This window comes from Microbacterium shimangi, assembly GCF_043556445.1.
Classification (GTDB): domain Bacteria; phylum Actinomycetota; class Actinomycetes; order Actinomycetales; family Microbacteriaceae; genus Microbacterium.
The window spans coordinates 1131432-1154957 of the sequence record NZ_JBIGII010000004.1 but is presented as its reverse complement, the minus strand read 5'-3'; the positions used below and the strand labels follow the sequence as shown (position 1 = coordinate 1154957).

Sequence of the window (23526 nt, the reverse complement as noted above, 5' to 3'; positions counted from 1 at the left end):
CGTGCGCCTCGAGCGGGCGGTTGACGCGTACCTGCGGCACGTCGCCCTCGAGCGCGGGCTGTCGGAACACACGCAAGCCGCCTACCGCCGCGACCTCGCCGTCTATTCGGGGTGGCTCGCGGCGCGCGGCATCGCCGACGCCGCCGAGGTGACGCCCGCGGTGGTGGGGGAGTTCGCCGCGGAACGCGCCTCCGCCGAGCCACCGCCCGCCGCGTCGTCGCTCGCGCGCCTGCAGTCCTCCGTTCGCGGGCTGCACCGATTCCTCGTGCGTGAGGGGGCTGACGCCGACGACCCCACGGGTCGGCTCCGCCCCCCGAAGGCTCCGCGGCGGTTGCCGAAGGCGCTGACGGTGACTCAGATCGAAGAGATGCTGGATGCTGCGGGGCCCGCGCCCGGCGATGATGTGCCGACAGAGCCGGCAGCCGTCCGAGACCGGGCGTTGCTCGAGCTGCTCTACGCGACCGGCGCGCGGGTGTCGGAGGTCGTGCAACTCGACGTCGACGATCTCTCGCACGGCGACGTCATCCGCCTGCGGGGCAAGGGCGACAAAGAGCGGATCGTGCCCGTCGGTTCGTACGCACGGGCCGCCGTCGATGCGTATCTGACGCGGGTGAGGCCGGCGCTCGCCGCCCGCGGGCGGTCGTCTCCGCGGCTGTTCCTCGGCGTACGCGGCGGACCCCTGTCGCGGCAGAGCGCCTGGCTGGTGATCCAGCAGGCCGCGGAACGGGCCGGCCTCCACGCGCACGTGTCGCCGCACACGTTTCGCCACTCTTTCGCGACCCATCTGCTTCAGGGCGGAGCCGATGTGCGCGTGGTGCAGGAATTGCTCGGTCACGCGTCGGTGGCGACGACGCAGATCTACACCCACGTGAGCGTCGACGCGCTGCGCGATGTGTATGCGACCTCGCATCCACGGGCTCGGTGACGGCGGGGCGCCTTCGGCGTCGATCCACCCTGGCGCGCCGGGGCGTCATGGCACAATGCGAAGCGTGGATGCCTCGAACCTCACGGAACTGCAGCTGCTGCGGGCCCGCGCGTACGGCCCCTCCGCCGACATCGATCAGGATCCGCTCGCGGTCCGCCGACTGCGAGACCTGGAAGCCCGACACGGTGAAGGTCACGCCCCGACGTCGGCCACCGCCGGCGATGACTCCGTGCCGATCGAGTCGGTGCCGATCGAGGCGACGCTGATCGAGGCGGTGCCGGGGCCGGAGGTGACGCAACCGGCCGAGTCCGGTGCGGTCGGCGAGACGGCGGAGGGAACGGTCGGAACGTCACCGGTCGTCTCGCAAGAAAACGGGGCGCTGTCGCGTTCCTCCGTGACACGTGCGTCGAGGAGGACTCGGTTCTGGTGGGTGCTCTCGGTCGTCGCCGCGGGTTCGGCGGCAGCCGCGGTGACCTATGCCCTGACGTCCTTCGCCCCCGTGCCGGTATCGCACGGTGCGCGCCAGATCGCGACTCTCGAACCTTCGTCGGCCGTGGATATACCCACGGGGTGGTTCGGCGCGGGTCCGAGTTCTGCTGTCTTCGACTTCTTCGGACTGACGTTCTTCGAAACCACGCGCGGGTATACCGGCGCGGGCACGGATTGCATCTCAGCCGTGGAAACAGAGCAACTGCCCGAACCAGATGCCGACCCCAACTCGTGGTCCATCCAAGGAACTACCTACTCCGGCTGCCGCGCCGGCGCCTTCTTGGCCACGGTGCAACTCGAGGTGGACAGCAGCGTCCCCGTCGAGCTGCGGGCCGAATTTCCCGAGGGCAGCGCACTGCAGTTCGTCTTCGACGGTGAACGCATCGGCGTTTACCTCGACACCGAGTAGGGACGTGTCTGCGGCATCACATGCGAATGGCGAGCACGGGCGCGTGCAGACCCAGGTTCACGAGCATCGCGTGGAGCTCTACCGGGCCGGGCGCTCTACCCTGGCCGTCGCCTTCTTGCACGCGGACCGGAACGAGCGCCGAGCCACCCGGCTGAAGGACGAGCGGGTCGGCGGGGTTCGCACTGAAATACCCGAAGGAGAAGTTCGTGGTCTGCGGCGGTGTGACGACACCGACAACGAGTAGTTCGTCGGCCGAGAGTTCGACCCTCATCGCCCGGGTGTTCACGATCTCCACGAGGAACGGCGGGCCGTGTTCACTTGACCCCGGAGGCCACCGGACCTCTAGCCCCCGGCGTCGCTCGGCGAGACTGGGTTTTGCGGGGTACAGAGCCGGGTCCACGATGACGACCCAGCGCGGCACCGATAGCTGTGTCTGCTCTTTGTCCTGGTTCGTGTACGCGTGCTGAAGGTGGGCGAGCCGCCAAAACGTGTCAGCGCCAGCCGACACCGGCGCCCCCAGGATCGCTGCACCACGAGGATCTGTCTGCAAGACCCGCCATCCGTCATCCGGTACGTCGTCGGTGCGGTCGGCGATCTCCACGGCGCCGAGCTCTGCGGCCAGAGCCGCCAGCGATGTGCCGGGCACAGCGAGCGCCGCCGGGTCTACCGGGTGATCCGCGATGCGCGGCATTTCGTCAGGCGAGGACATGAGCCCATGGTCCCACTTCGATCCCCTGACGAACTGGTCGGACGGAACGCGACTTTCGAAGCTATGTCCGAGGTTGGTGGGATGCTGTTCTCATGAGCGAGCAGGCACCTGATCCCCGCCATTCGGCGGTTTCGACCGAGGCCGAGCTCGCGGTGCTCGGCTCGCTGGTGACCATGATCGAGGAGTCGCGGCGGGGTCGGGCGGCGTTCGAGGCGATGGAGTTGCAGGCCCTCGCGGGGCTGTCGGCGTTGGCCGATCAGCAACGCGAGAGGCTTCCGCAGACCCGGGCGGTTCGGGAGCTGCCGCTGCGAGAGATCGCGGCCGAGGTGGCGATGGCGGTGCGGCTCAGCGACAGGGCGGTGCAGGGCATGATCGGTGACGCGGCGACAACGGTGGCACTGTTCCCGACCGTCGTCACCGCGCTCAGCGAAGGCCGCATCGGTCGTGGCCACGTGACCGCGCTCGTCGAGGCAGGGGCGGCCATTGACGACGACGACGCGCGTGAGGCGTTCACAGCGGCAGCGTTGGTGGTCGCCGAGCGCGAGTCGGTCGGCCGGTTCCGGTCGGTGGTGAGGGCGATGGCCGAGCGGATGAATCCGCGGTCGATGGCAGACCGGCACCGCTTGGCCAGGGAAGACCGCGGCACGCGGGTGCGTGACCTGCCCGACGGGATGGGCGAGTTCGTTCTGGTCGGCCCCGCGGTCACCGTGTACGGCACGCAGGATCGACTGACCCAACAGGCCAAGGTCATCCAGAACGATGCGCGCGCAGAGGCGAAGGAACGCGTCGGTGAAGATGGCTTCGTGCCCGACGAGCGCACTCTCGCGCAGATTCGCGCCGATGTCGCCGCCGATCTGCTGCTGACCGGTGCGCCGACCATGGACCCGACTTCGACCGGGGATGGGCCCGGAAGGTTGGGTGCGGTCCGTGCCGTCGTGCAGGTCACCGTCCCGGTACTGACTGCGGCCGGCGTCGACGACGACCTCGTCGAACTCGACGGGCGGTGTCCGATCGACCCCGACTCGGCGCGAGAGCTCATGCGAGATGCCCCCGGGTGGGACCGCGTGCTCACTCACCCCATCACCGGTGCAGTCCTCGCCGTCGACCGATACACGCCCAACGCCGATCTGAAACGCACCAAACAGGCCACCGACCGTCGGTGCCGGTGCCCCGGGTGCCGAATGCCCGCGCACCGGTGCGACCTCGATCACAACCATGCCGCGGCCGAAGGCGGGGCGACAGAAGACTGCAACCTGAGCCACTTCTGCCGACGACATCACGTGCTCAAGCATCAGCCGGGATGGAAAGTTCGTCAGCTGGCGGGAGGGCGGATCGAATGGACGACCCCGACCGGCGGCGTCTACGTCGACGAACCCCCGCCCCGCGCCGCCTATGTGCCCGATCCGCCACCCGAGCGCAGAACCGGTGCAGACATCGCCGTCGTCGACCGCGGTAGGCCCGAAGGTCCCCGAGCGAGCATCATGGCGCGTCACCGCGCCTCGCCCGGCCCTCGCGGGCGCGATGCCGACGGATCACCCGGTGCGGTGGTTCCGACACGAAGGGTGGTGTTCAGGCCCGACGGGGATTCCCCACCGTTCTAGGCGATTCCTCGTCGTGCTCAGACGCCGCGGCTCGCGCGCCCGCGTGACATCCGATCTGCGCCGATGAGCCGTCGGCACATTCGGTCCGCGTCGGTGAGCTCACGTGACATCCGATACGCGCCGGTGAGCCCACGAAGGAGGAGACGCGGGGCTCGCTAGAATCGATCGAACGGCAGTGAAAGCAGGTGGGTCCGTGGCGGGCAGCGCAACGAAGAGGTCGGGAGCGGCCGGCGACGGCGAAGTGACTCTCGGACCGACGGGGCGGCCCTATCACGGGTTCGCGACCCCGCCGAAGCTCACCGGGCACGGCCCCGCGCGGATCATCGCGCTGTGCAACCAGAAGGGTGGCGTCGGCAAGACGACGACGACCATCAACCTCGCCGCCTCCCTCGCGCAGTACGGCCGCAAGGTGCTCGCGGTCGACTTCGACCCGCAGGGCGCTCTGTCGGCGGGTCTCGGCATCCAGACGCACGAGTCGGCGACGATCTACGACCTTCTCCTCGACACGAAGCGCGACCCGTACGACGTGATCGTGCCCACGCGCGTCGAGGGTCTCGACATCCTTCCCGCCAACATCGACCTCTCGGCCGCCGAGGTGCACCTCATCAACGAGGTCGCCCGCGAGACGATCCTCGCCCGCGTGCTGCGGAAGGTCTCGGCCGACTACGACGTGATCCTCATCGACTGCCAACCGTCGCTTGGTTTGCTGACGGTCAATGCCCTGACGGCGAGCCATGGCGTCCTCATTCCGCTGGAGTGCGAGTTCTTCGCGCTGCGCGGCGTCGCGCTGCTGATCGAGACCATCGACAAAGTGCGCGACCGACTGAACCCGTCGATCACCCTCGACGGCGTGCTGGCCACGATGTACGACCCGCGCACCCTCCACTCCCGCGAGGTGCTGGAGCGCGTGGTCGAGGCGTTCGGCGACGATGTGCTCGAGACCGTCATCGGGCGCACCGTCAAGTTCCCCGACGCCTCGGTCTCGGGAATGCCCATCACCGAGTTCGCGCCGGAGCACGCGGCCGCCCAGGCCTACCTGCGCCTGGCGCGGGAGCTGGTCGCCCGTGGCGCCGTCGCCTGACGCGCCGACGACAGACGGCGACGCGTTCCCCGAGCCTGTCGACGGGCAACCGGCGAGCGAACCGGAAGCGCGAGACGAAGGCTTTCGCGTCTCGCTCGGAGTCTTCGACGGGCCCTTCGACCTCCTGCTGACACTGATCTCGAAGCACGAGCTCGACATCACCGACGTCTCGTTGAGCCGGGTGACCGACGAGTTCATCGCGTACCTGCGCGCGTTGGGTCCCGACGGCGACCTCGACGAAGCATCCGAGTTCCTGGTCGTCGCGGCGACCCTGCTCGACATGAAGGTCGCGGGACTCCTGCCCCAGGGCGAACTCGTCGACGCCGAGTCGGTCGCACTCCTCGAGGCGCGCGACCTGCTGTTCGCTCGGCTGCTGCAGTACCGCGCGTTCAAAGACGTCTCGGCCTGGTTCGCCTCGGGTCTGCAGGCCGAAGACCGGCGGCACGTGCGCTCCGTGCGCCTCGACGAGAAGTACCGCAACGCCGTTCCAGAACTCGTGTGGACGCTCACGGCCGACGACTTCGCCGCGCTGGCGATGCTGGCCTTCGCTCCGAAAGAGATTCCGCAGGTCGGGCTCGATCACCTGCATGCGCCGCTCGTCAGCATCCGGGAGCAGGCTGCCGTCGTCGTCACCCTCCTGCGCAGTGCGGGCACCCTCACGTTTCGCGACCTCATCGCGGGCGTCGCCCAACCGGGTGTGGTCGTCGCCCGATTCATCTCCGTTCTCGAGCTGTACCGCCACGCGGCGCTCACCTTCGAACAGCTCGAGCCGCTCGGCGAGCTCACCCTGCGGTGGAGCGCTGCGCGCTGGTCGGAAGAGAACCTCGCCACTTTGGGAGCAGATTATGACCGATGACACACCCTCTATCGCCCGAAAGCTCGAGGCGATCCTGCTCGTGATCGAGGAGCCGCAGAGCCTCATCAGCCTGGCCGCCGCGGTCAGCGCACCCGTCGCAGCGGTGCGTCAGGCGGTCGAGACCCTGGTCGACGACTACGACGGGCGTGGGAGCGGCCCCCGCCGGGGCTTCGAACTGCGCGAAGTCGGCGGAGGGTGGCGGCTCTACGTGCGCGCCGAGCACGACGACCTCGTCTCGGAGTTCGTGAACACGCAGGCGCCGTCGCGGCTGTCGCAGGCGGCGCTCGAGACCCTCGCGGTGATCGCCTACAAGCAGCCCGTGACGCGCGGCCAGGTCGCGGCGATCCGCGCGGTGAACGTCGACTCGGTCGTGCGCACCCTCCTGGCGCGAGGGCTCATCACCGAGGCCTACGCCGACCCCGAGACCGGCGCGATCCACTACGGAACGACCGACGCCCTTCTGGTGAACCTCGGTATCAACTCCCTCGACGAGCTGCCGCGCATCGCGCCGCTGCTCGACGACGGTTCGGCAGGATTCGACACGGAGGTCATGCGATGAGCTCGACGACTGAGCCCACAGGAGCGGATGCTGACGGCATCCGCCTGCAGAAAGTACTCGCCAACGCGGGGGTCGCGTCGAGGCGGGTGAGCGAAGACCTCATCGCCGCCGGACGCGTGCGGGTCAACGGCGAGGTGGTGACCGAGCTCGGAAACCGCATCCACCCCGAAACCGACCTCGTCGACGTCGACGGCGTGGCCGTGCAGCTCGACACCACCAAGCGCTACGTCATGCTCAACAAGCCCACCGGCGTCGTGAGCTCGATGCGCGACGAACGCGGGCGCCCCGACCTGCGGCAGTTCGCCGAGGAGTGGGACGAGCGGCTGTTCAACGTGGGGCGTCTCGACGCCGACACCAGCGGGCTGCTCATCTTGACCAACGACGGCGACCTCGCCCACGTGCTCGCCCACCCCTCGTTCGGTGTCACGAAGTTGTACGTCGCCAAGGTCGAGGGACAGGTGACCGCCCAGTCGATCGCCCGGCTCACCCGAGGGGTCGACCTCGAAGACGGCGTGATCGCGGCCGACAAGGCCCGCCTGCTGGATGCTTCCGGGGACTCCAGCATCGTCGAGCTGACGCTGCACTCCGGGCGCAACCGGATCGTCCGTCGGATGATGGCCGAGGTGGGCCACCCGGTCATCGACCTGGTCCGGCGGCGTTTCGGACCGTTGACGCTCGGACCGCTCCCGGTCGGGCGCGCGCGCGAATTGACTACGATAGAACGCGGCGCACTGCTCACTCTTTCGCGTCGTGATGGTGGAGGCGAGCCCGCCACCGACGACGCCCATCCCCGCACGGACGATCCGTCGGTCGACGAGTGAGCTTTCTTCCCGCGCTCCGCCCGGCCTAACGGCGGGTGATCAGGAGACCTCGTGACCGATTCGACTGCGTCGTCCGGACGCACCCCGGCGCCGTTGGCGTCGCGGGTGCACGGCACCGTGCGTGTCGTCGGCGCGGGCCTGCTCGGAGCCAGCGTCGGCCATGCGCTCACGGCGCTCGGCGTCGATGTGGCGCTCGACGACACGTCTCCCGCCCAGCTGCGTCTCGCCGTCGACTACGGCGCCGGCCGCCTGCCCCGCGCCGATGACGCGCCGACCCTCGTCGTCGTCGCCGTGCCCCCCGACGTGACCGCCGACGTCATCGCGCGCGAGCTCGAAGACCACCCGCAAGCCGTCGTGACCGACGTCGCCAGCGTGAAGCTCGAGCCGCTGCGCGCACTGCGCTCGCGCGGCGTCGACCTGACCCGCTACATCGGGTCGCACCCGCTCGCCGGTCGTGAGCGCGGTGGTGCCATCTCTGCACGCGCAGACATCTTCGTCGGCCGCCCGTGGGTCGTGTGCCGCGACACCGATACCTCCCCGGCCGACCTCGCCCTCGTCGAGGCGCTCGCCCTCGATCTCGGCGCGACACCGGTCGAGATGACCCCCGAAGAGCACGACCGCTCCGTCGCGCTCGTCTCGCACGTCCCGCAACTGGTGGCGAGCCTGCTCGCCGGCCGATTCGTCGACGCCCCTGACGGTTCGCTCCGGCTCGCCGGGCAGGGCGTGCGCGACACGACTCGGATCGCCGCCTCGGCTCCCGAGCTGTGGGTGCAGATTCTGGGTGCGAACGCCGCATCCGTCGTCGACATCCTCGACAAGCTGTCGACCGACCTCGCCCACGTGGCCGGGGCGCTGCGCGAACCCGACGCGCCCGGCGCTCGCCGCGCCGTGGCCGACGTGATCCGACGCGGCAACGACGGTGTCGAGCGTCTGCCCGGCAAGCACGGACAGAACCGCCGCTTCGAAAGCATCGTCGTCATGGTCGACGACACCGCGGGGCAACTCGGGCGCCTGTTCGGCGAGCTCGGCGAACTGTCGGTCAACGTCGAAGACCTGCGACTCGAGCACTCTCCGGGAGCGCCTTTCGGGCTCGCCGAGATCAGCGTCGTCCCCGATGCCGTCCACCGCGCTTCGGAGGGTCTCCAGGCGCGGGGCTGGCGGATTGCGAGCATCACCAATGACTGATCCGCGTGTCTTCGACGAGACCGCCGTGGTCGCGATCGACGGCCCCGCCGGCAGCGGCAAGTCGAGCATCTCGAAGGGGGTCGCTGCCCGGCTGGGCTACGGCTACCTCGACACCGGAGCCGTCTACCGGGCTCTCGCCTGGTCGATCCTCGAGGACGATCGCGACACGGCTGACTCCACCGCGGCGCTGTCGGCCTTCGAATCGTTCGACGTGACGATCTCGCTCGACCCGTCGCACTTCGCCATCGCCGTCAGCGGCACCGACGTCGCCGACGCGATCCGCGCGCCGCGCGTGACGGCTGCGGTCAGCGGAGTCGCTCGCATCTCGCGTGTGCGCGAGGGCCTGAACGCGCTTTTCCGCTCGCTCGTCGCGCAGTCGGGCCGACCGGGCGTCGTCGTCGAGGGCCGGGACATCACCACGGTCGTCGCCCCCGATGCGCCCGTGCGCATCCTCCTCACCGCCTCGCCCGAGGTGCGCGCCGCACGGCGCAGCGCGGAGCTGGAGGGGCAGGATGCTGCGGCCGTCGCCGACGCACTGCGTCAGCGCGACGCATCCGATTCCACCGTCGTCGATTTTCAGACGGCAGCCGACGGCGTGAGCGTCGTCGATTCCACGCACTTGGACTTCGAGCAGACGGTCTCCGCCGTGCTCGAGGTCGTCGATCAGAAGATGGGAGCCCACCATGGGCGATGAAGAAGAGTACGAGGGCGGTCCCGACCAGCTCGACGAGAAGATGGCGAACCTCGACGAGGAACTCGCCGAACAGCGCGCGATCGCGCTGCGGGCGAGCCTCGATGATTTCGACCTCGACGAAGAAGACGCCGAGCTGCTCGCCGGCATCACCGCCGGCGGCGACAGCATCGAGTACCTGCCGGGGCTTCCGGTCGTCGCGATCGTGGGCCGACCGAACGTGGGCAAGTCAGCGCTCGTCAACCGCATCATCGGCCGCCGCGAGGCCGTGGTCGAAGACACCCCGGGCGTGACCCGCGACCGGGTGACCTACAAGGCCGAGTGGGCCGGGCGCCGGTACTCGCTCGTCGACACCGGCGGCTGGGAGCCCGACGCGCGGGGCATCGACAAGTCGGTGGCCCTGCAGGCAGAGGTCGCGATCGAGCTGTGCGACGTCGTCATGTTCGTCGTCGACGCGATGGTGGGGGCCACCTCCACCGACGAGCAGGTCGTTCGACTTCTGCGCCGGAGCGGCAAGCCGGTCTTCCTCGTCGCGAACAAGGTCGATGACGCACGTCACGAATCCGAAGCCACCGCACTGTGGAGTCTCGGCCTCGGTGAGCCGCACCCGGTTTCGGCCATCCACGGACGCGGGGTCGCCGACCTGCTCGACGCCGTGATGAAGGTGCTGCCGACCGTCTCGTCCGTTCCCGGTCACGAGATCGGCGGCCCGCGTCGCGTCGCGATCCTCGGGCGCCCGAACGTCGGAAAGTCGTCGCTGCTGAACAAGGCCGCCGGCGAAGAACGCGTCGTCGTCAACGAGCTCGCCGGAACCACCCGCGACCCGGTCGACGAGATCGTCGAGCTCGGTGGAAAGGTGTGGCGCCTCGTCGACACCGCCGGCATCCGCCGCCGCGTGCACCTGCAGCAGGGTGCCGACTTCTACGCCTCGCTGCGCACCGCGACCGCGCTCGAGAAGGCCGAAGTCGCCGTCGTGGTGCTCGACGTGTCGCAGTCGCTGAGCGAGCAGGACGTGCGCATCATCGACCTCGTTCTCGACTCGGGGCGCGCGCTGGTGCTCGCGTTCAACAAGTGGGACCTCATGAACACCCCCGAGATGGAGAACGTCGACCGTCGGCGTTACCTCGAGCGCGAGATCGAACAAGACCTCGCGCACGTCGCGTGGGCGCCCCGCGTCAACATCTCGGCACGCACCGGACGCCACCTCGACAAGCTCGTGCCCGCCCTCGAGACGGCGCTGGAGTCGTGGGACTACCGCATCCCGACCGGGAAGTTCAACGCGTTCCTCGCCGAGCTGGTCGCCGAGCACCCGCACCCGCTGCGCGGCGGCAAGCAGCCCCGCATCCTCTTCGGCACCCAGGCCTCGACCCGACCGCCGACTTTCGTGCTGTTCACGACGGGCTTCCTCGATGCGGGGTACCGCCGGTTCATCCAGCGTCGCCTGCGCGAGATCTACCCGTTCGACGGCACCCCGATCGTGCTCAACATGCGAGTACGCGAGCGTCGCCAGCGCTGAGCGTGGCGGGCGGTGTGACAGGCTGAGAAGATGAGCATCGTGCCGCCCGCACCCGGTGAGCCGCGCCGCCCCCACGGGCCGCGCGATCCCGGCGACGCGTGGGTCGAGACACCCACGGGCGAGCGTTACTGGGGGCGTTTCGGGGCGGCGGGGCTGCTTGCGATCGACCCTGATCGGGGCGTGCTGCTGCAGCACCGCGTGTCGTGGAGTCACCACGGCGACACGTGGGCGCTGCCCGGGGGAGCCCGGCACCAGGGAGAATCCGCCCACGACGCCGCGCTGCGCGAGTCAGCCGAAGAGGCCGGGGTTCCGGCCGGGGTCATCGCCCCCCGGTTCGTCAGCGTGCTCGATCTCGAGGTGTGGAGCTACACCACCCTGGTCGGCGACGTGGTCGTGCCCTTCGAGCCCGTCATCAGCGACCCCGAGAGCCGTGCGCTCGCCTGGGTTCCCGTCGCCGAGGTCGACCGTCTGCCGCTGCACCCGTCGTTCGCTGAATCGTGGACGATGCTGCGGCCCCTGCTCGAGACCCGGCCCGTAGTGGTCGTCGACGTCGCGAACGTCATGGGCTCCGTGCCCGACGGGTGGTGGCGTGATCGCGCGGGCGCCGCAGACCGGTTGCTCGAGCGCATCGGAACGCTCGCCGCGTCGGGGGTACCCGCGTCGGCACTCAGCCTCGGCGGCACACGGTGGTTCACACCGTTCGTCGCCGTCGTCGAAGGACAGGCGAAGGCGGTGGATGCTGATCCCGAGGGCGTCGTCATCGTTCGAGCGGCAGCATCCGGCGACGACGAGATCGTGGCGCAGACCGGGGCGCTCGCCGATCCGACGGCCGCCGTCGTGGTGACGAGCGATCGCGGTCTCGCCGAGCGGGTTCGCGCCCTCGGCGCCACCGTGCACGGCGCGGGCTGGCTGCTCGACCTTCTCGCCTAGCCGCGGACGCTTCGACAAGCTCAGCGACCGCGGCAGCGGCAGGCCGGTCCCGGCACCAGGGCGGTCCCTGAGCCTGTCGAAGGGTTTGGACGAGGCCTACTCGAGGTCGCGTCCGCGCAGCTTCTCGATGTCGCGACGATCGCGCTTGGTCGGACGACCCGCACCGCGATCGCGCACGGGAACGAACGGCGTGCTCTCGCGCGGGGGTGGGGGCGGGGTGCGATCCTCAGCCGCGACGGCAGCTTGCACCGCGCCGACTCGTTTCACGATCGGTTCGCGAACGGCCAGAATCCTGTCAAACCCCGCGACCCGCACGCGCAGCTCGTCGCCGGGGCGCACCTGCTGGGCGGCCTTCGCCTTCTCGCCGTTGACCCGCACGTGCCCGGCCCGGCAGGCGGCCGTCGCGAGCGAACGGGTCTTGTACACGCGTACGGCCCAGAGCCAGGCGTCGACCCGCGCCGACGTGCCGGTCACGGGGTACCCATTCGTTCGCGCAAACGGACCGCGACGACGACGCCCGCGGCGATGAGTCCCTGCCCGAGCGTGTAGGTCAGCATCACGAGCGGGCTCGTCCAGGGCGGCATCGCCTCGGGGGTGAACAGACGGAAGGCCAGCAGCGTGTCGGAGGCGAGGAAGAACGCCGCACCCACCGCGATCACCCGGTAGGTGCGCGCGGCCGTTGCCGCCGTGCCGGCCAAGACCACGCCGTAGATGGCGACGGCGACGGTGAGCGCTCCGAGCCGCGGCCACAGCGCGACGAGCAGTACAACCCACCAGAGGGCGTAGATGAGCGTCCAGGCGGGGAGGCGGCGCGTGGGGAGCACGCGGGCGAACAGCCAGATGTAGGCGAGGTGCGCGAGCCCGAAGCATCCGAGCATCACCGGCAGTTCCGGGGCGAACGGAAAGAACGTCGCCGCGCCATCGCCCAGCCACGAGAAGGCGAGCGCGAGGAACAGCAGGGTGAACGGGCGCCCCCACGAGGTGCCGCGGCCGGCCCACAGCACGGCGATCGCGAGTGCGGGCATGAGGAGCAGTTTGGTCGGCCCGGCGAGCGCATCGGCCGACACGGCGAGGGCGATCACGTGCACCAGCGAGATCACCGCGTAGGGGGCGAAACCCCACGCCCAGACCGGCAGCGTCATCGCTCGTGGTTCGTGCATGGCGTCCTCCGGGTTCGCTCCATCGTAGGCGGGGCGGTCGGCGCCCGGCTGCCGACATAATCGACTCGTGACCGACGCGATCTCTCGAATGGGCCTGCGGCGGATGGTCGCGCGCGACACCGACGCGCCGGGCCGGGTGGCGAGCCCGCTCGAGCTTCTGTTCGACCTCGTGTTCGTGGTCGCGATCTCGCAAGCATCCAGCAAACTCCATCACCTGATCAGCGAAGACCACGTCGGGCAGGGCGTTCTGGCCTACCTGATGGTGTTCTTCTCGGTGTGGTGGGCCTGGATGAACTTCACCTGGTTCGCATCGGCGTTCGACACCGACGACTGGCTGTACCGGGTCACGACGATCGTGCAGATGGCGGGAGTCCTCGTCCTGGCGGCGGGCGTGCACGCGGCGATGGTCGACTCCGACTACACGCTCGTAACCATCGGCTACGTGATCATGAGACTCGCGATGGTGGCGCAGTGGCTGCGGCTCGCGGCATCCGATCCCGCTTCTCGTCCGACCGCCCTCCGATTCGCCGGGGGTATCGCTCTCGTTCAGGTGCTGTGGGTCGCGCGGCTCGCCCTGACCGATCAGACGCTGCTGCTCGTGACCTTCTTCGCACTGATGGTGTTCGAGGTCGCCGTGCCCGTGTTCGCCGAGGCGCGGGGGAGAACCCCGTGGCACCCGCACCATATCGCCGAGCGCTTCGGCCTGTTCACGTTGCTGCTGCTCGGAGAAAGCCTGCTCGCGTCGTCGAACGCCCTGATCGACGCGCTCGCCGAGGGTGAGCACGTCGCCGATCTGGTGGGGCTGGCAGCATCCGGACTCGTCATCACGGCCGCGATCTGGTGGATCTACTACGCCCGCGAACAGCACGACCGGCTGTCGAAGGCGCGTCGGGGCTTCGCTTTCGGATACCCCCACTACGCGATCTTCGCGGCGGTCGGCGCCGTGTCTGCCGGTGTGGAGGTCGAGATCGACGAGATCACCGGGCACACGGAGGTGTCGGATGCTGTCGCCGGACTCGCTTTGACGGTGCCGCTCGCGGTCTTCCTCGTGGTGGTCTGGGCAGTGCTGCTGCGCCGGCGGATCGCGCCGTGGGTCTCGGGCATCGTTCTCGTCACGGTGGTGGTCGTGGTCGCGGCGGGGCTGCTTCCGCTCGGTGAGTACGCGGTGGCCGCGGTCGTGATGGTCGCTGTTGTGATCGCGCTCGAGGTCGACGGAGCGCGACGCGTTCGCGGCGCCCTGGGGGAGCGGGTAGGATAGTGGAGTTGTCCGCGTGCGGGCAGTTCCGGGATGTGGCGCAGCTTGGTAGCGCACTTGACTGGGGGTCAAGGGGTCGCAGGTTCGAATCCTGTCATCCCGACGGAACGCGAAAAGGGTCGGCCGAATGGCCGGCCCTTTCGCGTTCACCGAGGGGGCACAGTAGGCCCCTGCCGCCCGAGGCTCCGAGTCCCGCGAAGCGGGGCGGGGAGTGGCGGTAGGGCGCGTCTCGACGGAACGGGCTTTCGGCAGAACTGACTGCACACTGTCTCGAAAAGCCGGAGAACACGAGAGGCTCCTGCTGTTGCGGGAGCCTCTCGTGTTCTCCGTCTGGTGGGCTGAGCCTGCGTCAGGCGCCGAGGGGCGGTAGGTCGTCGGCGGCCATGGTGCTCGTCGTGAGACCTCTCGCGAACGATCCCTCGATGACAGCCTCGTCTGCCCTCGACGCTTCGATCGCGCCGCTGAGGTCACTGTCCACATCCTCGGGGAGGTGCGATTCCTCGGTGATCATGTCGGGGAGTTCTGCAGCGGCCTCGCTGAGCTCCTGAAAGGTCGGTTCGAAGGTCATGCGTTTCCCCTCTGTCGGCGCTCTTTTCCGGGCCGGTGCTTCTTGCCAAAGTGAGAGGCGACGGCACCGTGTATCCGCGATAACGCTAGAGCTGACCGCCATCGCGTCTGTCAGACATCTGTCGTGAATCCGGCCCCCACGCTGGTCGGCGTTGTGCAGCCCATGTGGCGCCCGGAGTCGGCAATTCCGGCGGCCGGCGAGATCATCGCTCACCGCGAAGGATCGAGGTCTGCTCCGGTGAGGAGTATCCTGCCGCCCAGACTCGATGCCTTCGACAAAAGCCGAAGACGCCCCGGGCGCTTTCTCATAAGGTGACAGCAAGTCCGGCCCGCGGCGTCCGTCGTCTCGGTGACGTCTAACAACCGGGCACCGAGGAGTGGCGTGACTGGATCAGACGACCTTCGCCTGCCGGACCTGAGCGGAACAGTCGACGAGCGAATCGCGCAGCTCGCGTCCATCGACGAGGGTGATGTGGGGGTCAGTGCCGAGTGGTTGCATCGTCAACTTCGCTCCGCCCTGGCGGCGTGGGCAGAGGACGAGACAGGTCTCGACATCGAGACGGAGGCTCGCGAAGACTACTGATTGTCTTCACTCGAGGGCTGCGCCCGCGCGGGCGCATTGGAGGATGAACCGTGACCAGGCGTGATGGCTCGCGAACCGACGTTCTTACAGCTACCAGCTCGCCAAAGCGCGTCGGCATCTTGCTCTTCGACCGAGTGAAAGCCCTCGACTTCATCGGCCCTGCCGAGGTGTTCACGGAGGCGAACCAACGCGTTGACGGATACGAAACCCTCTTCTTCTCTCCCGACGGCAACGATGTGACGACGTCGATGGGGCTTCGGGTGGGCGTCGATGGGCCGGCAGCAGGTGCCGATGCTTTAGACCTCGTGATCATCCCGGGAAGCGAATACGCTCCCGCCGTCTACGACGACCCCGCACTCCGCGGTGCGATCCTTGCTCTCGCCGGCCGCGCCACAAAGATCGCCTCGATCTGCAGCGGCGCATTCGCACTCGCCAGCACCGGCCTCCTGGACGGAAAGTCGGCGACCACGCACTGGAAGTTCACCGACGCTCTTGCCGCGTCGTTCCCGGCCGTGAATGTACGACCGGACTCCATTTTCGTTCGAGACGGCAACGTCTACTCCTCGGCGGGCGTCGCGGCCGGCATCGACCTCGCCCTGGCCATCGTGGAGGACGATTACGGCGCTGACATCGCGCGGTCTGTAGCCCAGCTTCTGCTGGTCTACATGCGCCGCTCAGGCGGCCAATCACAGTTCTCTGCCTCCGTGCGCGTGAGCCCCCCGCGGACCAGCGTCGCGCGCGCCGTGGCCGACTACGTCGCGAGCGACCCTGCACGGCCAACATCGCTACGCGACCTGGCTGAGCACGCCAACGTCAGCATCCGTCACTTGAACCGAGTCATCCGTGACGAACTGGGCATGACGCCCATTGAATACGCCGGGTCGATGCGGTTGGATTTCGCACTTGGCCTGCTCGAGGAGGGGCGGGCGGTCGCCGAAACGGCCGACGTCGCCGGCTACACCAGCACCGTTGCGTTCCGTCGCGCGTTCGCGGCCCGCTACGGCACTACGCCATCGGATTACCAGAAGCGATTCCAGACCACGGGTGACGGGATCGCGGAGCCACTGAATACCTGACCCTGCGGCCGGGTGATGGTGTCCCTTCGAGGGCCACCCTCCAGGCCCGGTCAGGAAAGTAGCTTTGGAGCATGAGCGATGACCGCCGTGACCCTGATTCTTTGCGCGCTCGCGTGGATTCGCTAGAACGCGTACCCGCTCTGGTCAGGGATCGACACCTCAGCGTCCTCGTATCGAATGCTCTGGCACGGTCGCTCTCACCCGGCTTCGCCGAAGGAGTGAATCTCGCGCGGTACGCCTTCATCGAGTCCGCCGACTGTGCCGGTGCATCTGGCTGGGATGCGGCGACGAGCCAGATCGCCGCCATGCTGCGCGAGTCCCTCGACAACCATCAGGGGGACGGTCCGTTTCGCCGCATCGTCGGTGAGCTCTCCGCGACCAGCGCCGCGTTCTCCGAGGCGTGGGCTGACGAAGCACCTCCAGCACGGCAGGGTGTTGCCACATTTCTTGACACCGAGGTCGGCGATCTGACCCTCCTCTATCGGGAAGAGTGGCTCGATGACTCTCAGGCCGAGGCTTTAATGCTCTTGTTCGGTGTCGACTCGGACAACGCCGAGAAGCTAGAAGCGCTCGCATCAATCATCGACAACGGCCGCAGCGCGGGCACGTAGCCAGCGTCGTCTCTGATGCTGGCGAGCGCCGCCGCGCCCGGGGACCCGGCATCGGCGTAGAGCGTGGTGACGAAATGCCCCACCTCGCCGGGGACGTCAAGGGTCCGCCAACGCAGATCGACCCAGCCGTGTCCAGCGATGTTGCTCTTTGTCGTCCCCGTGGTCTGCGGGAAAGCTTCGTGACGAGACCAGAGCTGTCGAAATTTCCGGTGTTCAACAGAGAGGGTGCCGAGGATCTCGCGGAGTCGAGGGCTGGATGGGTCGGACTGGTATCGCAAAGCTGCCACGAGGAGCCTCGCGGTGTCGTTCCACATCTCGTCGTTGTGGGCACTCTCAGAACCGGCGAAAACGTTGAGTAGAAGGTTCCGTCCCGTGCATAGATGGTCTGGTGCGACGGCGACCGCAGCCCGGTTGACCGCAACGATGTCGTGATGTGCGTCAGTTATATAGGCAGGCGCGTCCCCCCACGTGCGAAGAATCGATTCCGCATCCTCGAGCGTCGCGGGTTGAGGGGCACGTCGGCGGCCGCCCGACGACTGGACGATGCGGTGCAGGTAGGTGTCCGCGACACGGTCGAGCCGCAGGGCACGGCTCAACGCTGCCAACACTTGAGTGGATGGTTGGCGATCGCGTCCCTGCTCGAGCCGCAGGTAATAGTCGACGCTGATGCCCGCGAGGTCTGCGACCTCTGACCGGCGAAGCCCGGCGACTCGTCGGCCACGTTCACGCTGAAGCCCGACAACCTCCGGTTGGAGTTGCTCGCGGCGCGCGGTGAGGAACTCCGAGAGCGGTCCGTTTGCCGCCACGACCCCACCCTTCGACACATCTCAGTTTCCGTTGCACACATTCTGGAGGCATCGTTACTGCAACGGTGAGGGGGAGTCTGGCCATACCTGCGCCGAATCTGGCCATGATGATTCTCTTGCTCACCGCTGGTTCGTCTGCCGCTACATTTGGTGCCATGGCCCGCCCACGGAGCTTCGACGAGCAAGCGCTATTCGACGCTGCCCAGGAGCTGTTCTGGACGAATGGATACGAGCGGACCTCTATCGAGGACATAGCCGCCGCCGCGGGCGTAGGCAACGGCAGCATCTACGGCGCCTACAAGAGCAAGCTCGGCTTGTTCGTCGCCGTGTTCGAAAGGTACTGCGATAGCCGGGTGGACGTGGTCGACGAAATCATCGCGAGCCACGATGGGGTCTTTGAGGACGCGGTGGAGAACTACCTCACCGAGATCGCGCGTGACTGCACCGGCCGAGAGGACCGGCGTGGGTGCTTGATGCTCAACAGCATCGTCGAGCTCGGCTCCCGTTTTCCGGAGGTTCTCGCTATCGGTGACCGCGCAAACTCGCGGATGGAAGATGCTCTCGCGGCGAGAGTGTCTGAAAGTGCAGAGTCCGGGGAGATCCGCCTTGGAGCGGAAGGTGTCCGCCCGCTGGCAGCACACCTCCTTCTTGTCTCGCAGGGGCTGATCCACCTGAGCAGGACGGGTGCGTCTGTGATGCGTCTCGAAGAGATTGTGGCTGCAAACCGTGACCTGGCATCGCGCATGCGCGCGGCATAAGGGAAGGTTCGCGGCGCTAGGCCGATGCCGATTGGGGGTCACCCACACCGAGGTAAGTGTCCAACGACATCGGTCCGGCTGGGGGTTGCGGTGTCGGATCGTCGGCGAGACCGCTGAGAAAGTCCGCAGACGGGGCGAAGAACGTGCAGCCGGTTACCGCTTGGGAGAAGTCCAGAAGTCGGTCATAGAGCCCCGGCGGGTCGCCGATGAACATGCGCTCGAGCATCTTCTCGATGACCCACAGGTAGCGTGAGTAGCCGATGAAGTAGGTACCGAACGAGGACGTGCCGGGGCTACCGAAGGGCATGTTGTCGCGGAGGATGTCGTGTTCCACCCCGTCGACCACGATGGTGGACAGCGTCTTGTGCGACTTCTGGCCCGTTTCGGCATCGTCAAGCTCGACGTTGTTCGCCTTCTTCCGGCCGATGATGGCTTCTTGCTGCTCGGTGGTCAGCGACTCCCACTGGTCGAGCGTGTGAAGGTATTTCTGGACGACGACGTAGCTGCCCCCCGCGTTTCCGGGGTCTTCGTCGCCGATAAGAGTCGATTCAGCGAGGGCATTGCCGACGGGGTTCGCCGTACCGTCGACGAATCCGAGTAGGTCGCGCACGTCGAAGTACCGGAAGCCGGTCGTCTCGTCGACGACGGTCACCGCATCCCCGAGGGCGGTGAGGAGCTGGCGCTCGAACTCGAAGGCGAGGTCTTGGCGGTTCGCACGAATATGGAACAGCAGATCGCCGGGGGTGCTGGGCGCCGTGTGTTTCGCGCCGGAGAACTCTTTGAACGGATGAAGGCCTGGCGGACGGGTCTGCGTGGTGAGGCGCGGCCAGACCTGCGATCCGATGGCGACAGTGCAGGACAACTGGCCATCGAGGTCACGGAATCCCACGTTCTTGATGATGTCGTCGATTCCGCTGATGACGCTCCGGACGGTGGTCGCAGCGTCCACTCCTGCGTTCACAGTCAGCACCAGGAACGTCGCGCTGGAGGTGAGGGGTGCGTCGACTGCTTGGGCCTCGATGGGAACGCGTCGGGAGGGAGTGCCACTCATGTCCATGAAGCTAGGGCATCGAATGCGGGAACCGCTTCGACGCCTGTCGAGTCCACAGCGGGGTAATGGTGGCGGTACCGCCGGCGGGTGTGTTCACAGTGGCATTGTCGGACCGTTTCGGGCTGTCCGAGAGATGTAGGAGCTTCAAGCCCAGGTGCAGGGTGCTCCGCTGCATCCCATCGGCCAGCGCTTCACTCACGGTGTCTGACATGCTCTCCAGCCGGTAATACAAGGTGGTGCGATGGATGAACAGCGCACGGCACGCGACGACGACGCTGCATCCCGCATCCAGGTATGCCTCGACGGTGATCCGTCGCATCTGGTCGGGTGCGTGCCACAGTTCGTCAGCTGCGGGTGAAGCGGCGGCGACCAATTCCGGTGAGCCAGTCATACCGTGGAGCAGGCGCCACATGCCGAGATCTTCTGCGCGCGTGGTTCCCACGGCGTCCCCACCCATCAGCCTGAGGAGTTCCGTGGTGGCGCGGGCATCTTCGGCGGCGCGCTGCAGGTCGTCCTCGTCCGCGCCCAGCACGGCGGACCCTATCGGCGCCACGACCGTCACGCCAGCACGCGCGGCCACAGTTCGGGTCCACTCTTCGATGTCGATCTCAGTCCGCTGCGGGGAGGTGAGAAGGAGGAACGCGTCGCCATCGTCGATGACGAGGGTATGAGAGCGCCCCGTCACCGTTAATGCGTGTTCGAATTCGCGAAGTGAAGACGGATCTCCGTCGACGATCACTGCTCGGACGGTGACCTCGTTGTAGAGGTCGATCCACCGTCGGTTTCGGGCGGCGGCCAGCGCACCTCGGCGTCGGTCGGGGTCGGGTTCGAGGAGCTGGGCGACGAGGGACGCTCGGGGGGTGAATTCACCACTGGGTGGTTCGTCGGGTTCGAGGGTACTCGGGCTGGCGTTCACGGGGGCCTCCGCTTCGTGACTGGCTCTTTCACCAAGCTAGGAGCGGAGAGGAGCGGTGCGCGTGGTCCTGTGAGGGTTACCTTCCCACGCGCACCGCCGTGACTACGTGCGGATCGGAGTGATGCCCTGAGTGCCTTGCGGGAAGGTGGCGAGTGTCGCCTCGTCGATGTTCAGGTGTGCGGACAACAGCGACGGCGGAACGTGGCTCAGCCAGTTCGCGAGCGAGATCTCCTCGTACTTGGGGGCCTTGAACACTTCGAGGAACTGCAGGACGTCGTCGCCCGTGTTCTCCACGTAGTGACCGAAGTTCTTCCTCACGACGCCGACGTCACCAGCGCGGAAGTCCGTGGTGTTCGCGTGCGGACCCGTGTTGAACACGGTCATCCGGGCCGAACCGCGAAGGTAGTACTGCCATTCGTCCGAATTGGGGTGCCAATGCAGTTCCCGCATCGAGCCGGGTTCGATGGTGACCAGCGCAGCGGCAACGGTGTTGGACAGGGGGAAATTCGTGCTGTCAGCGATCTGGATGCTGCCGCCGGAGTTCTTGTGCAGCGGTTGCGATCGAGAGAGTCGGAAGATGATGGGCTCCGACGAACCCCACTCGACGCCGGAGTCGGCCTGGTCCTTTTGGAGGTCACCGGGCTCGTCGCCGGGGAAGATCCAGAGATTGTGCAAGGGGATGTCCTTGAAGACCTCCTGGGCGACCCCGAAGTTCTTCGCCAGCACGTCCGGCGGAGTGTGAGCGAACCAGTCGGTGAGAAGCAGGGTGTTCGACTCGGATTGCTCGCCATCGTCGAACGCCAGGACGAACTCGGCCCCGTCCGGACCCAGACCCTGTAGCGAGTGAGGTGTCCCGCCGGGGAAGAACCACAGGTCACCTTCTTCCACGTCCTCGATGCTCGGAAGCCCGGACCGGCTGATGGTGGTCACACGGCAGCGGCCGCGGGTCATGACAGCCCACTCCGCGGTCTGATGCCAGTGGAGCTCGCGGATGCCGCCAGGCTCGAGGTACATGTTGACCCCGGCGATCTCGTCGGAGATCGCGAAGTCCTGCTTGGTGAGTTCGCGTGCCCAACCACCACGTTGGACACGGCGCGGGGAGATGTTGAACGACGACCAGAAGAAGGCCTGCGTGGAGATGTCTGTTCCAGGGGCGTCGATCTGGTTCGGGAACTGGCTTTCGATGACCGGGTTCTGGGGTCCGGTCATCGTCAGACTCGCGGGGTCGTCGACGGTGTTCGACTCACCCTCGGGAGGGAGGTCCGGGTTGCCGAAGGTGGGTGACTCGTGATGCGGGGTGGGGGTGTCGTTGTCTTCCATGTTGGAGGCTCCGTTCGTGCTCACGACCGATGTGCGAGCGTGTGCCCGCCCTTCCAGCACACCCGCCTCCCGTCGTCGATCTCTCAGACAGATGCAGAAGTTTCGGCGCCGAACAACACTCGACCTTTGTCGTAGCTCCGCTGCGGTGCATCGCGGTTTCGTGGGTCCACCTTCATCCACCAAGCAGCGCCGGGAGTTCATCCGTGTCATCATCAACCGTGTGGAGCCGGTCTCCTCAGTTCCCTGTCCTCGAGCGTGCTGGCTCGGCTGTTCTTCTCGCCGTCATCTCGGGCCTGCTGAACGCCTGGACCTTTCAGCAGGCTTCGACGTTTGCCACTGTCCAGTCCGGGAACATCGTGTCTCTCGGATACTTCCTCGCTGACGGGCAGTACGGACGTCTGGTGAGCGCGGCGGTTTCCATCGTCGCGTTCGCGGCAGGCGCGTGCGTGTGCAGCATTGTGGTGCTGCTCTTCGAACGAGCGGGCGCGTCGTACTCGACCCCCGTCTTGGTTGCCGAAGCCGTGGTCCTCATCGGGCTGGCGGCGCTCTTCTCTTCCTCCCTTCTCGGGCCGGTGGCGGTGGCGTGGGCGGTGAGCTTCCTCGCCGGCGTGCAGGGTAACGCTTTCCATCGGGAAACCGGGATGCTGTACGGGAACGTCGCGGTGACCTTCGTTCTGCAGATGGGAGCCAGCCTGGTCGGTCGCGCGCTCGGCCGGCGGATCTCCAACGACGGGCAACCGCATCTTCGCCCGGCCGGCTCGTATTTCGTTGTGCTGGCGGGTTTCGCTCTTGGCGGTGGGATCGGCTTCACTTTCGACCGATGGTGGGCGAGCACGTCCCTCATCGCAGCCGCAATCGCGCTTCTCGCCCTCGCCGCGGTTGCCCTTGCTCAGCACGGCCCGGTAGACCCGGCGCAGAACGCGCCGACGCCCTAGCCGACTACTTCTTCTCGGCGAAGATTCCGTTCTCGCGAAGAAGCCGACGCAGGTCGATGACCATCTGTTCGTCGATGTCTTTGTGGTGCGGGCGCGTCAGGAACAGATCGGACTGTCCGAGGCGAACTCGGAACTTGCCGTTGTGCTCCTCGGTCACTGTCGCGACCTCGTTCAGCAGAGCGACGACGTCTGGCCATTCGAGATTGTGCGAGGTGGGGTGCTGCTCCAGGTGGTAGAGGGTGTTGCGGTGATTCTCTGAAAGGTGCTCGGTGAACGGCTGGTCGGGCATGACGGTCTCCTCTATGGTCGTGCGGTGGACGGGGTTTGTCAGGCGTGGATCTGGTGCCAGGCAGTGATGCGGTAGCCGTCGAGGCGGAAGCTTGCGAAGCCCATGACGAGATGTGGCTCGCACCCAGGAAGCCGGAGGCTCATGGACTGTTCGGCGAGGACAACGTCGCCCGCGACAGCCACGCTGACCATGAAGGTGCGCCAGTCTTCGAAAGTGGTCTTGATGTCGTCGACCATCGCCACGATCGCTGACCGTCCGTAGACGGTGCAGTCGGCCGAAAGCCGGTAATGAACGTCTTCGGCGAGGAATGCATGCAGTTCGCCACTTGACCCCTCGTTGAGGACCGTGATGAAGTCGCGGACGACGAGTTCGAGCTCTCGTTGCTCGATGGCGGAGTGCGCGGTGCGTGATTGCTCGTCCATGTCTG

At 67.4% G+C, this 23526-nt stretch carries 27 protein-coding genes and 1 tRNA gene; 18 read left to right on the top strand and 10 right to left on the bottom strand.

Annotated features, from left to right (window positions below; translation table 11 throughout):
• The first annotated feature begins 1 nt into the window (after position 1).
• Both xerD and ACFXQA_RS12590 read left to right on the top strand, forming a co-directional pair.
• Positions 2–925, top strand: coding sequence for a site-specific tyrosine recombinase XerD (xerD, locus tag ACFXQA_RS12595; RefSeq protein ID WP_394520191.1), 924 nt, complete (start codon positions 2–4; stop codon positions 923–925).
• Positions 926–989: 64 nt separating this feature from the next.
• Entirely contained in the window at positions 990–1823 is an 834-nt protein-coding gene (locus ACFXQA_RS12590; RefSeq protein ID WP_394520190.1) for a hypothetical protein, read from the top strand.
• 16 nt (positions 1824–1839) lie between these two features.
• Here ACFXQA_RS12590 and ACFXQA_RS12585 read toward each other — a convergent pair whose 3' ends face one another.
• Positions 1840–2532 carry a hypothetical protein gene (locus tag ACFXQA_RS12585; protein WP_394520189.1) on the bottom strand — a complete coding sequence of 231 codons (693 nt, stop codon included), beginning with the start codon at positions 2530–2532 and terminating at the stop codon, positions 1840–1842.
• Between the two features lie 92 nt (positions 2533–2624).
• On the opposite strand from ACFXQA_RS12585, the gene ACFXQA_RS12580 reads away from it, so the two are divergent.
• From ACFXQA_RS12580 to ACFXQA_RS12540, 9 genes are all read left to right on the top strand, one after another.
• Entirely contained in the window at positions 2625–4133 is a 1509-nt protein-coding gene (locus ACFXQA_RS12580) for an HNH endonuclease signature motif containing protein (protein ID WP_394520188.1), read from the top strand.
• Between the two features lie 193 nt (positions 4134–4326).
• On the top strand, positions 4327–5214 hold the full coding sequence (locus ACFXQA_RS12575; protein ID WP_394520187.1) for a ParA family protein: 888 nt from the start codon (positions 4327–4329) through the stop codon (positions 5212–5214).
• Positions 5198–6070 (top strand): segregation and condensation protein A, encoded by an 873-nt coding sequence (locus ACFXQA_RS12570; protein WP_394520186.1) that lies wholly within the window; start codon positions 5198–5200, stop codon positions 6068–6070. Before ACFXQA_RS12575 ends, ACFXQA_RS12570 begins: the two co-directional genes overlap by 17 nt.
• Positions 6060–6629: an SMC-Scp complex subunit ScpB gene (scpB, locus tag ACFXQA_RS12565; RefSeq protein WP_394520185.1), complete on the top strand. Its 570-nt coding sequence runs from the start codon at positions 6060–6062 to the stop codon at positions 6627–6629. The genes ACFXQA_RS12570 and scpB overlap by 11 nt, the downstream gene beginning before the upstream one ends.
• Positions 6626–7450, top strand: a complete 825-nt coding sequence (locus ACFXQA_RS12560) for a pseudouridine synthase (RefSeq protein ID WP_394520184.1) — start codon at positions 6626–6628, stop codon at positions 7448–7450. The genes scpB and ACFXQA_RS12560 overlap by 4 nt, the downstream gene beginning before the upstream one ends.
• Positions 7451–7501: 51 nt before the next feature.
• Positions 7502–8635, top strand: a complete 1134-nt coding sequence (locus ACFXQA_RS12555) for a prephenate dehydrogenase (protein WP_394520183.1) — start codon at positions 7502–7504, stop codon at positions 8633–8635.
• Complete coding sequence (cmk, locus tag ACFXQA_RS12550) at positions 8628–9329, top strand: (d)CMP kinase (protein WP_394520182.1); 702 nt, start codon at positions 8628–8630, stop codon at positions 9327–9329. The genes ACFXQA_RS12555 and cmk overlap by 8 nt, the downstream gene beginning before the upstream one ends.
• Entirely contained in the window at positions 9319–10842 is a 1524-nt protein-coding gene (gene der / locus ACFXQA_RS12545) for a ribosome biogenesis GTPase Der (RefSeq protein ID WP_394520181.1), read from the top strand. Before cmk ends, der begins: the two co-directional genes overlap by 11 nt.
• Positions 10843–10872: 30 nt before the next feature.
• Positions 10873–11772, top strand: coding sequence for an NUDIX domain-containing protein (locus ACFXQA_RS12540; RefSeq protein WP_394520180.1), 900 nt, complete (start codon positions 10873–10875; stop codon positions 11770–11772).
• A 96-nt stretch (positions 11773–11868) separates the two neighbouring features.
• On the opposite strand, the gene ACFXQA_RS12535 is transcribed toward ACFXQA_RS12540, so the two are convergent.
• Entirely contained in the window at positions 11869–12246 is a 378-nt protein-coding gene (locus tag ACFXQA_RS12535; protein ID WP_394520179.1) for an RNA-binding S4 domain-containing protein, read from the bottom strand.
• Complete coding sequence (locus ACFXQA_RS12530) at positions 12243–12932, bottom strand: lysoplasmalogenase family protein (protein ID WP_394520178.1); 690 nt, start codon at positions 12930–12932, stop codon at positions 12243–12245. The genes ACFXQA_RS12535 and ACFXQA_RS12530 overlap by 4 nt, the downstream gene beginning before the upstream one ends.
• A gap of 67 nt (positions 12933–12999) precedes the next feature.
• Between ACFXQA_RS12530 and ACFXQA_RS12525 the strand changes: the two genes are divergently transcribed.
• Together ACFXQA_RS12525 and ACFXQA_RS12520 are read left to right on the top strand one after the other, a co-directional pair.
• Positions 13000–14190: a low temperature requirement protein A gene (locus tag ACFXQA_RS12525; protein ID WP_394520177.1), complete on the top strand. Its 1191-nt coding sequence runs from the start codon at positions 13000–13002 to the stop codon at positions 14188–14190.
• Positions 14191–14216: 26 nt separating this feature from the next.
• A tRNA-Pro gene (locus ACFXQA_RS12520) sits at positions 14217–14290 on the top strand.
• 246 nt (positions 14291–14536) lie between these two features.
• On the opposite strand, the gene ACFXQA_RS12515 is transcribed toward ACFXQA_RS12520, so the two are convergent.
• A complete protein-coding gene (locus ACFXQA_RS12515) occupies positions 14537–14755 on the bottom strand; it encodes a hypothetical protein (protein WP_394520176.1) in 219 nt (72 codons plus the stop codon).
• Positions 14756–15136: 381 nt separating this feature from the next.
• Between ACFXQA_RS12515 and ACFXQA_RS12510 the strand changes: the two genes are divergently transcribed.
• The 3 genes from ACFXQA_RS12510 to ACFXQA_RS12500 all read left to right on the top strand — a co-directional run bounded on the left by ACFXQA_RS12510 (position 15137) and on the right by ACFXQA_RS12500 (position 17024).
• Positions 15137–15337 carry a hypothetical protein gene (locus ACFXQA_RS12510; protein WP_394520175.1) on the top strand — a complete coding sequence of 67 codons (201 nt, stop codon included), beginning with the start codon at positions 15137–15139 and terminating at the stop codon, positions 15335–15337.
• 50 nt (positions 15338–15387) lie between these two features.
• The gene (locus ACFXQA_RS12505) at positions 15388–16413 is read left to right on the top strand and encodes a GlxA family transcriptional regulator (RefSeq protein WP_394520174.1); all 1026 of its coding nucleotides are present in this window, start codon (positions 15388–15390) and stop codon (positions 16411–16413) included.
• 71 nt (positions 16414–16484) lie between these two features.
• Positions 16485–17024 (top strand): MmyB family transcriptional regulator, encoded by a 540-nt coding sequence (locus ACFXQA_RS12500; protein WP_394520173.1) that lies wholly within the window; start codon positions 16485–16487, stop codon positions 17022–17024.
• On the opposite strand, the gene ACFXQA_RS12495 is transcribed toward ACFXQA_RS12500, so the two are convergent.
• Positions 16919–17830 (bottom strand): helix-turn-helix domain-containing protein, encoded by a 912-nt coding sequence (locus ACFXQA_RS12495; RefSeq protein ID WP_394520172.1) that lies wholly within the window; start codon positions 17828–17830, stop codon positions 16919–16921. The genes ACFXQA_RS12500 and ACFXQA_RS12495 overlap by 106 nt on opposite strands.
• Before the next feature lie 155 nt (positions 17831–17985).
• Here ACFXQA_RS12495 and ACFXQA_RS12490 point away from each other — a divergent pair, with 155 nt between their 5' ends.
• Positions 17986–18588, top strand: a complete 603-nt coding sequence (locus ACFXQA_RS12490) for a TetR/AcrR family transcriptional regulator (RefSeq protein WP_394520171.1) — start codon at positions 17986–17988, stop codon at positions 18586–18588.
• A 16-nt stretch (positions 18589–18604) separates the two neighbouring features.
• On the opposite strand, the gene ACFXQA_RS12485 is transcribed toward ACFXQA_RS12490, so the two are convergent.
• The 3 genes from ACFXQA_RS12485 to ACFXQA_RS12475 all read right to left on the bottom strand — a co-directional run bounded on the left by ACFXQA_RS12485 (position 18605) and on the right by ACFXQA_RS12475 (position 21899).
• Positions 18605–19639, bottom strand: coding sequence for a Dyp-type peroxidase (locus tag ACFXQA_RS12485; protein WP_394520170.1), 1035 nt, complete (start codon positions 19637–19639; stop codon positions 18605–18607).
• Between the two features lie 10 nt (positions 19640–19649).
• Positions 19650–20555 (bottom strand): PucR family transcriptional regulator, encoded by a 906-nt coding sequence (locus ACFXQA_RS12480; protein ID WP_394520169.1) that lies wholly within the window; start codon positions 20553–20555, stop codon positions 19650–19652.
• Positions 20556–20657: 102 nt separating this feature from the next.
• On the bottom strand, positions 20658–21899 hold the full coding sequence (locus ACFXQA_RS12475) for a cupin domain-containing protein (RefSeq protein ID WP_394520168.1): 1242 nt from the start codon (positions 21897–21899) through the stop codon (positions 20658–20660).
• A 5-nt stretch (positions 21900–21904) separates the two neighbouring features.
• Here ACFXQA_RS12475 and ACFXQA_RS12470 point away from each other — a divergent pair, with 5 nt between their 5' ends.
• The gene (locus tag ACFXQA_RS12470) at positions 21905–22810 is read left to right on the top strand and encodes a YoaK family protein (RefSeq protein WP_394520167.1); all 906 of its coding nucleotides are present in this window, start codon (positions 21905–21907) and stop codon (positions 22808–22810) included.
• Between the two features lie 4 nt (positions 22811–22814).
• Here ACFXQA_RS12470 and ACFXQA_RS12465 read toward each other — a convergent pair whose 3' ends face one another.
• Together ACFXQA_RS12465 and ACFXQA_RS12460 are read right to left on the bottom strand one after the other, a co-directional pair.
• Positions 22815–23099 carry a hypothetical protein gene (locus ACFXQA_RS12465; RefSeq protein ID WP_394520166.1) on the bottom strand — a complete coding sequence of 95 codons (285 nt, stop codon included), beginning with the start codon at positions 23097–23099 and terminating at the stop codon, positions 22815–22817.
• A gap of 38 nt (positions 23100–23137) precedes the next feature.
• On the bottom strand, positions 23138–23521 hold the full coding sequence (locus ACFXQA_RS12460) for a nuclear transport factor 2 family protein (RefSeq protein WP_394520165.1): 384 nt from the start codon (positions 23519–23521) through the stop codon (positions 23138–23140).
• Positions 23522–23526 lie beyond the last annotated feature (5 nt).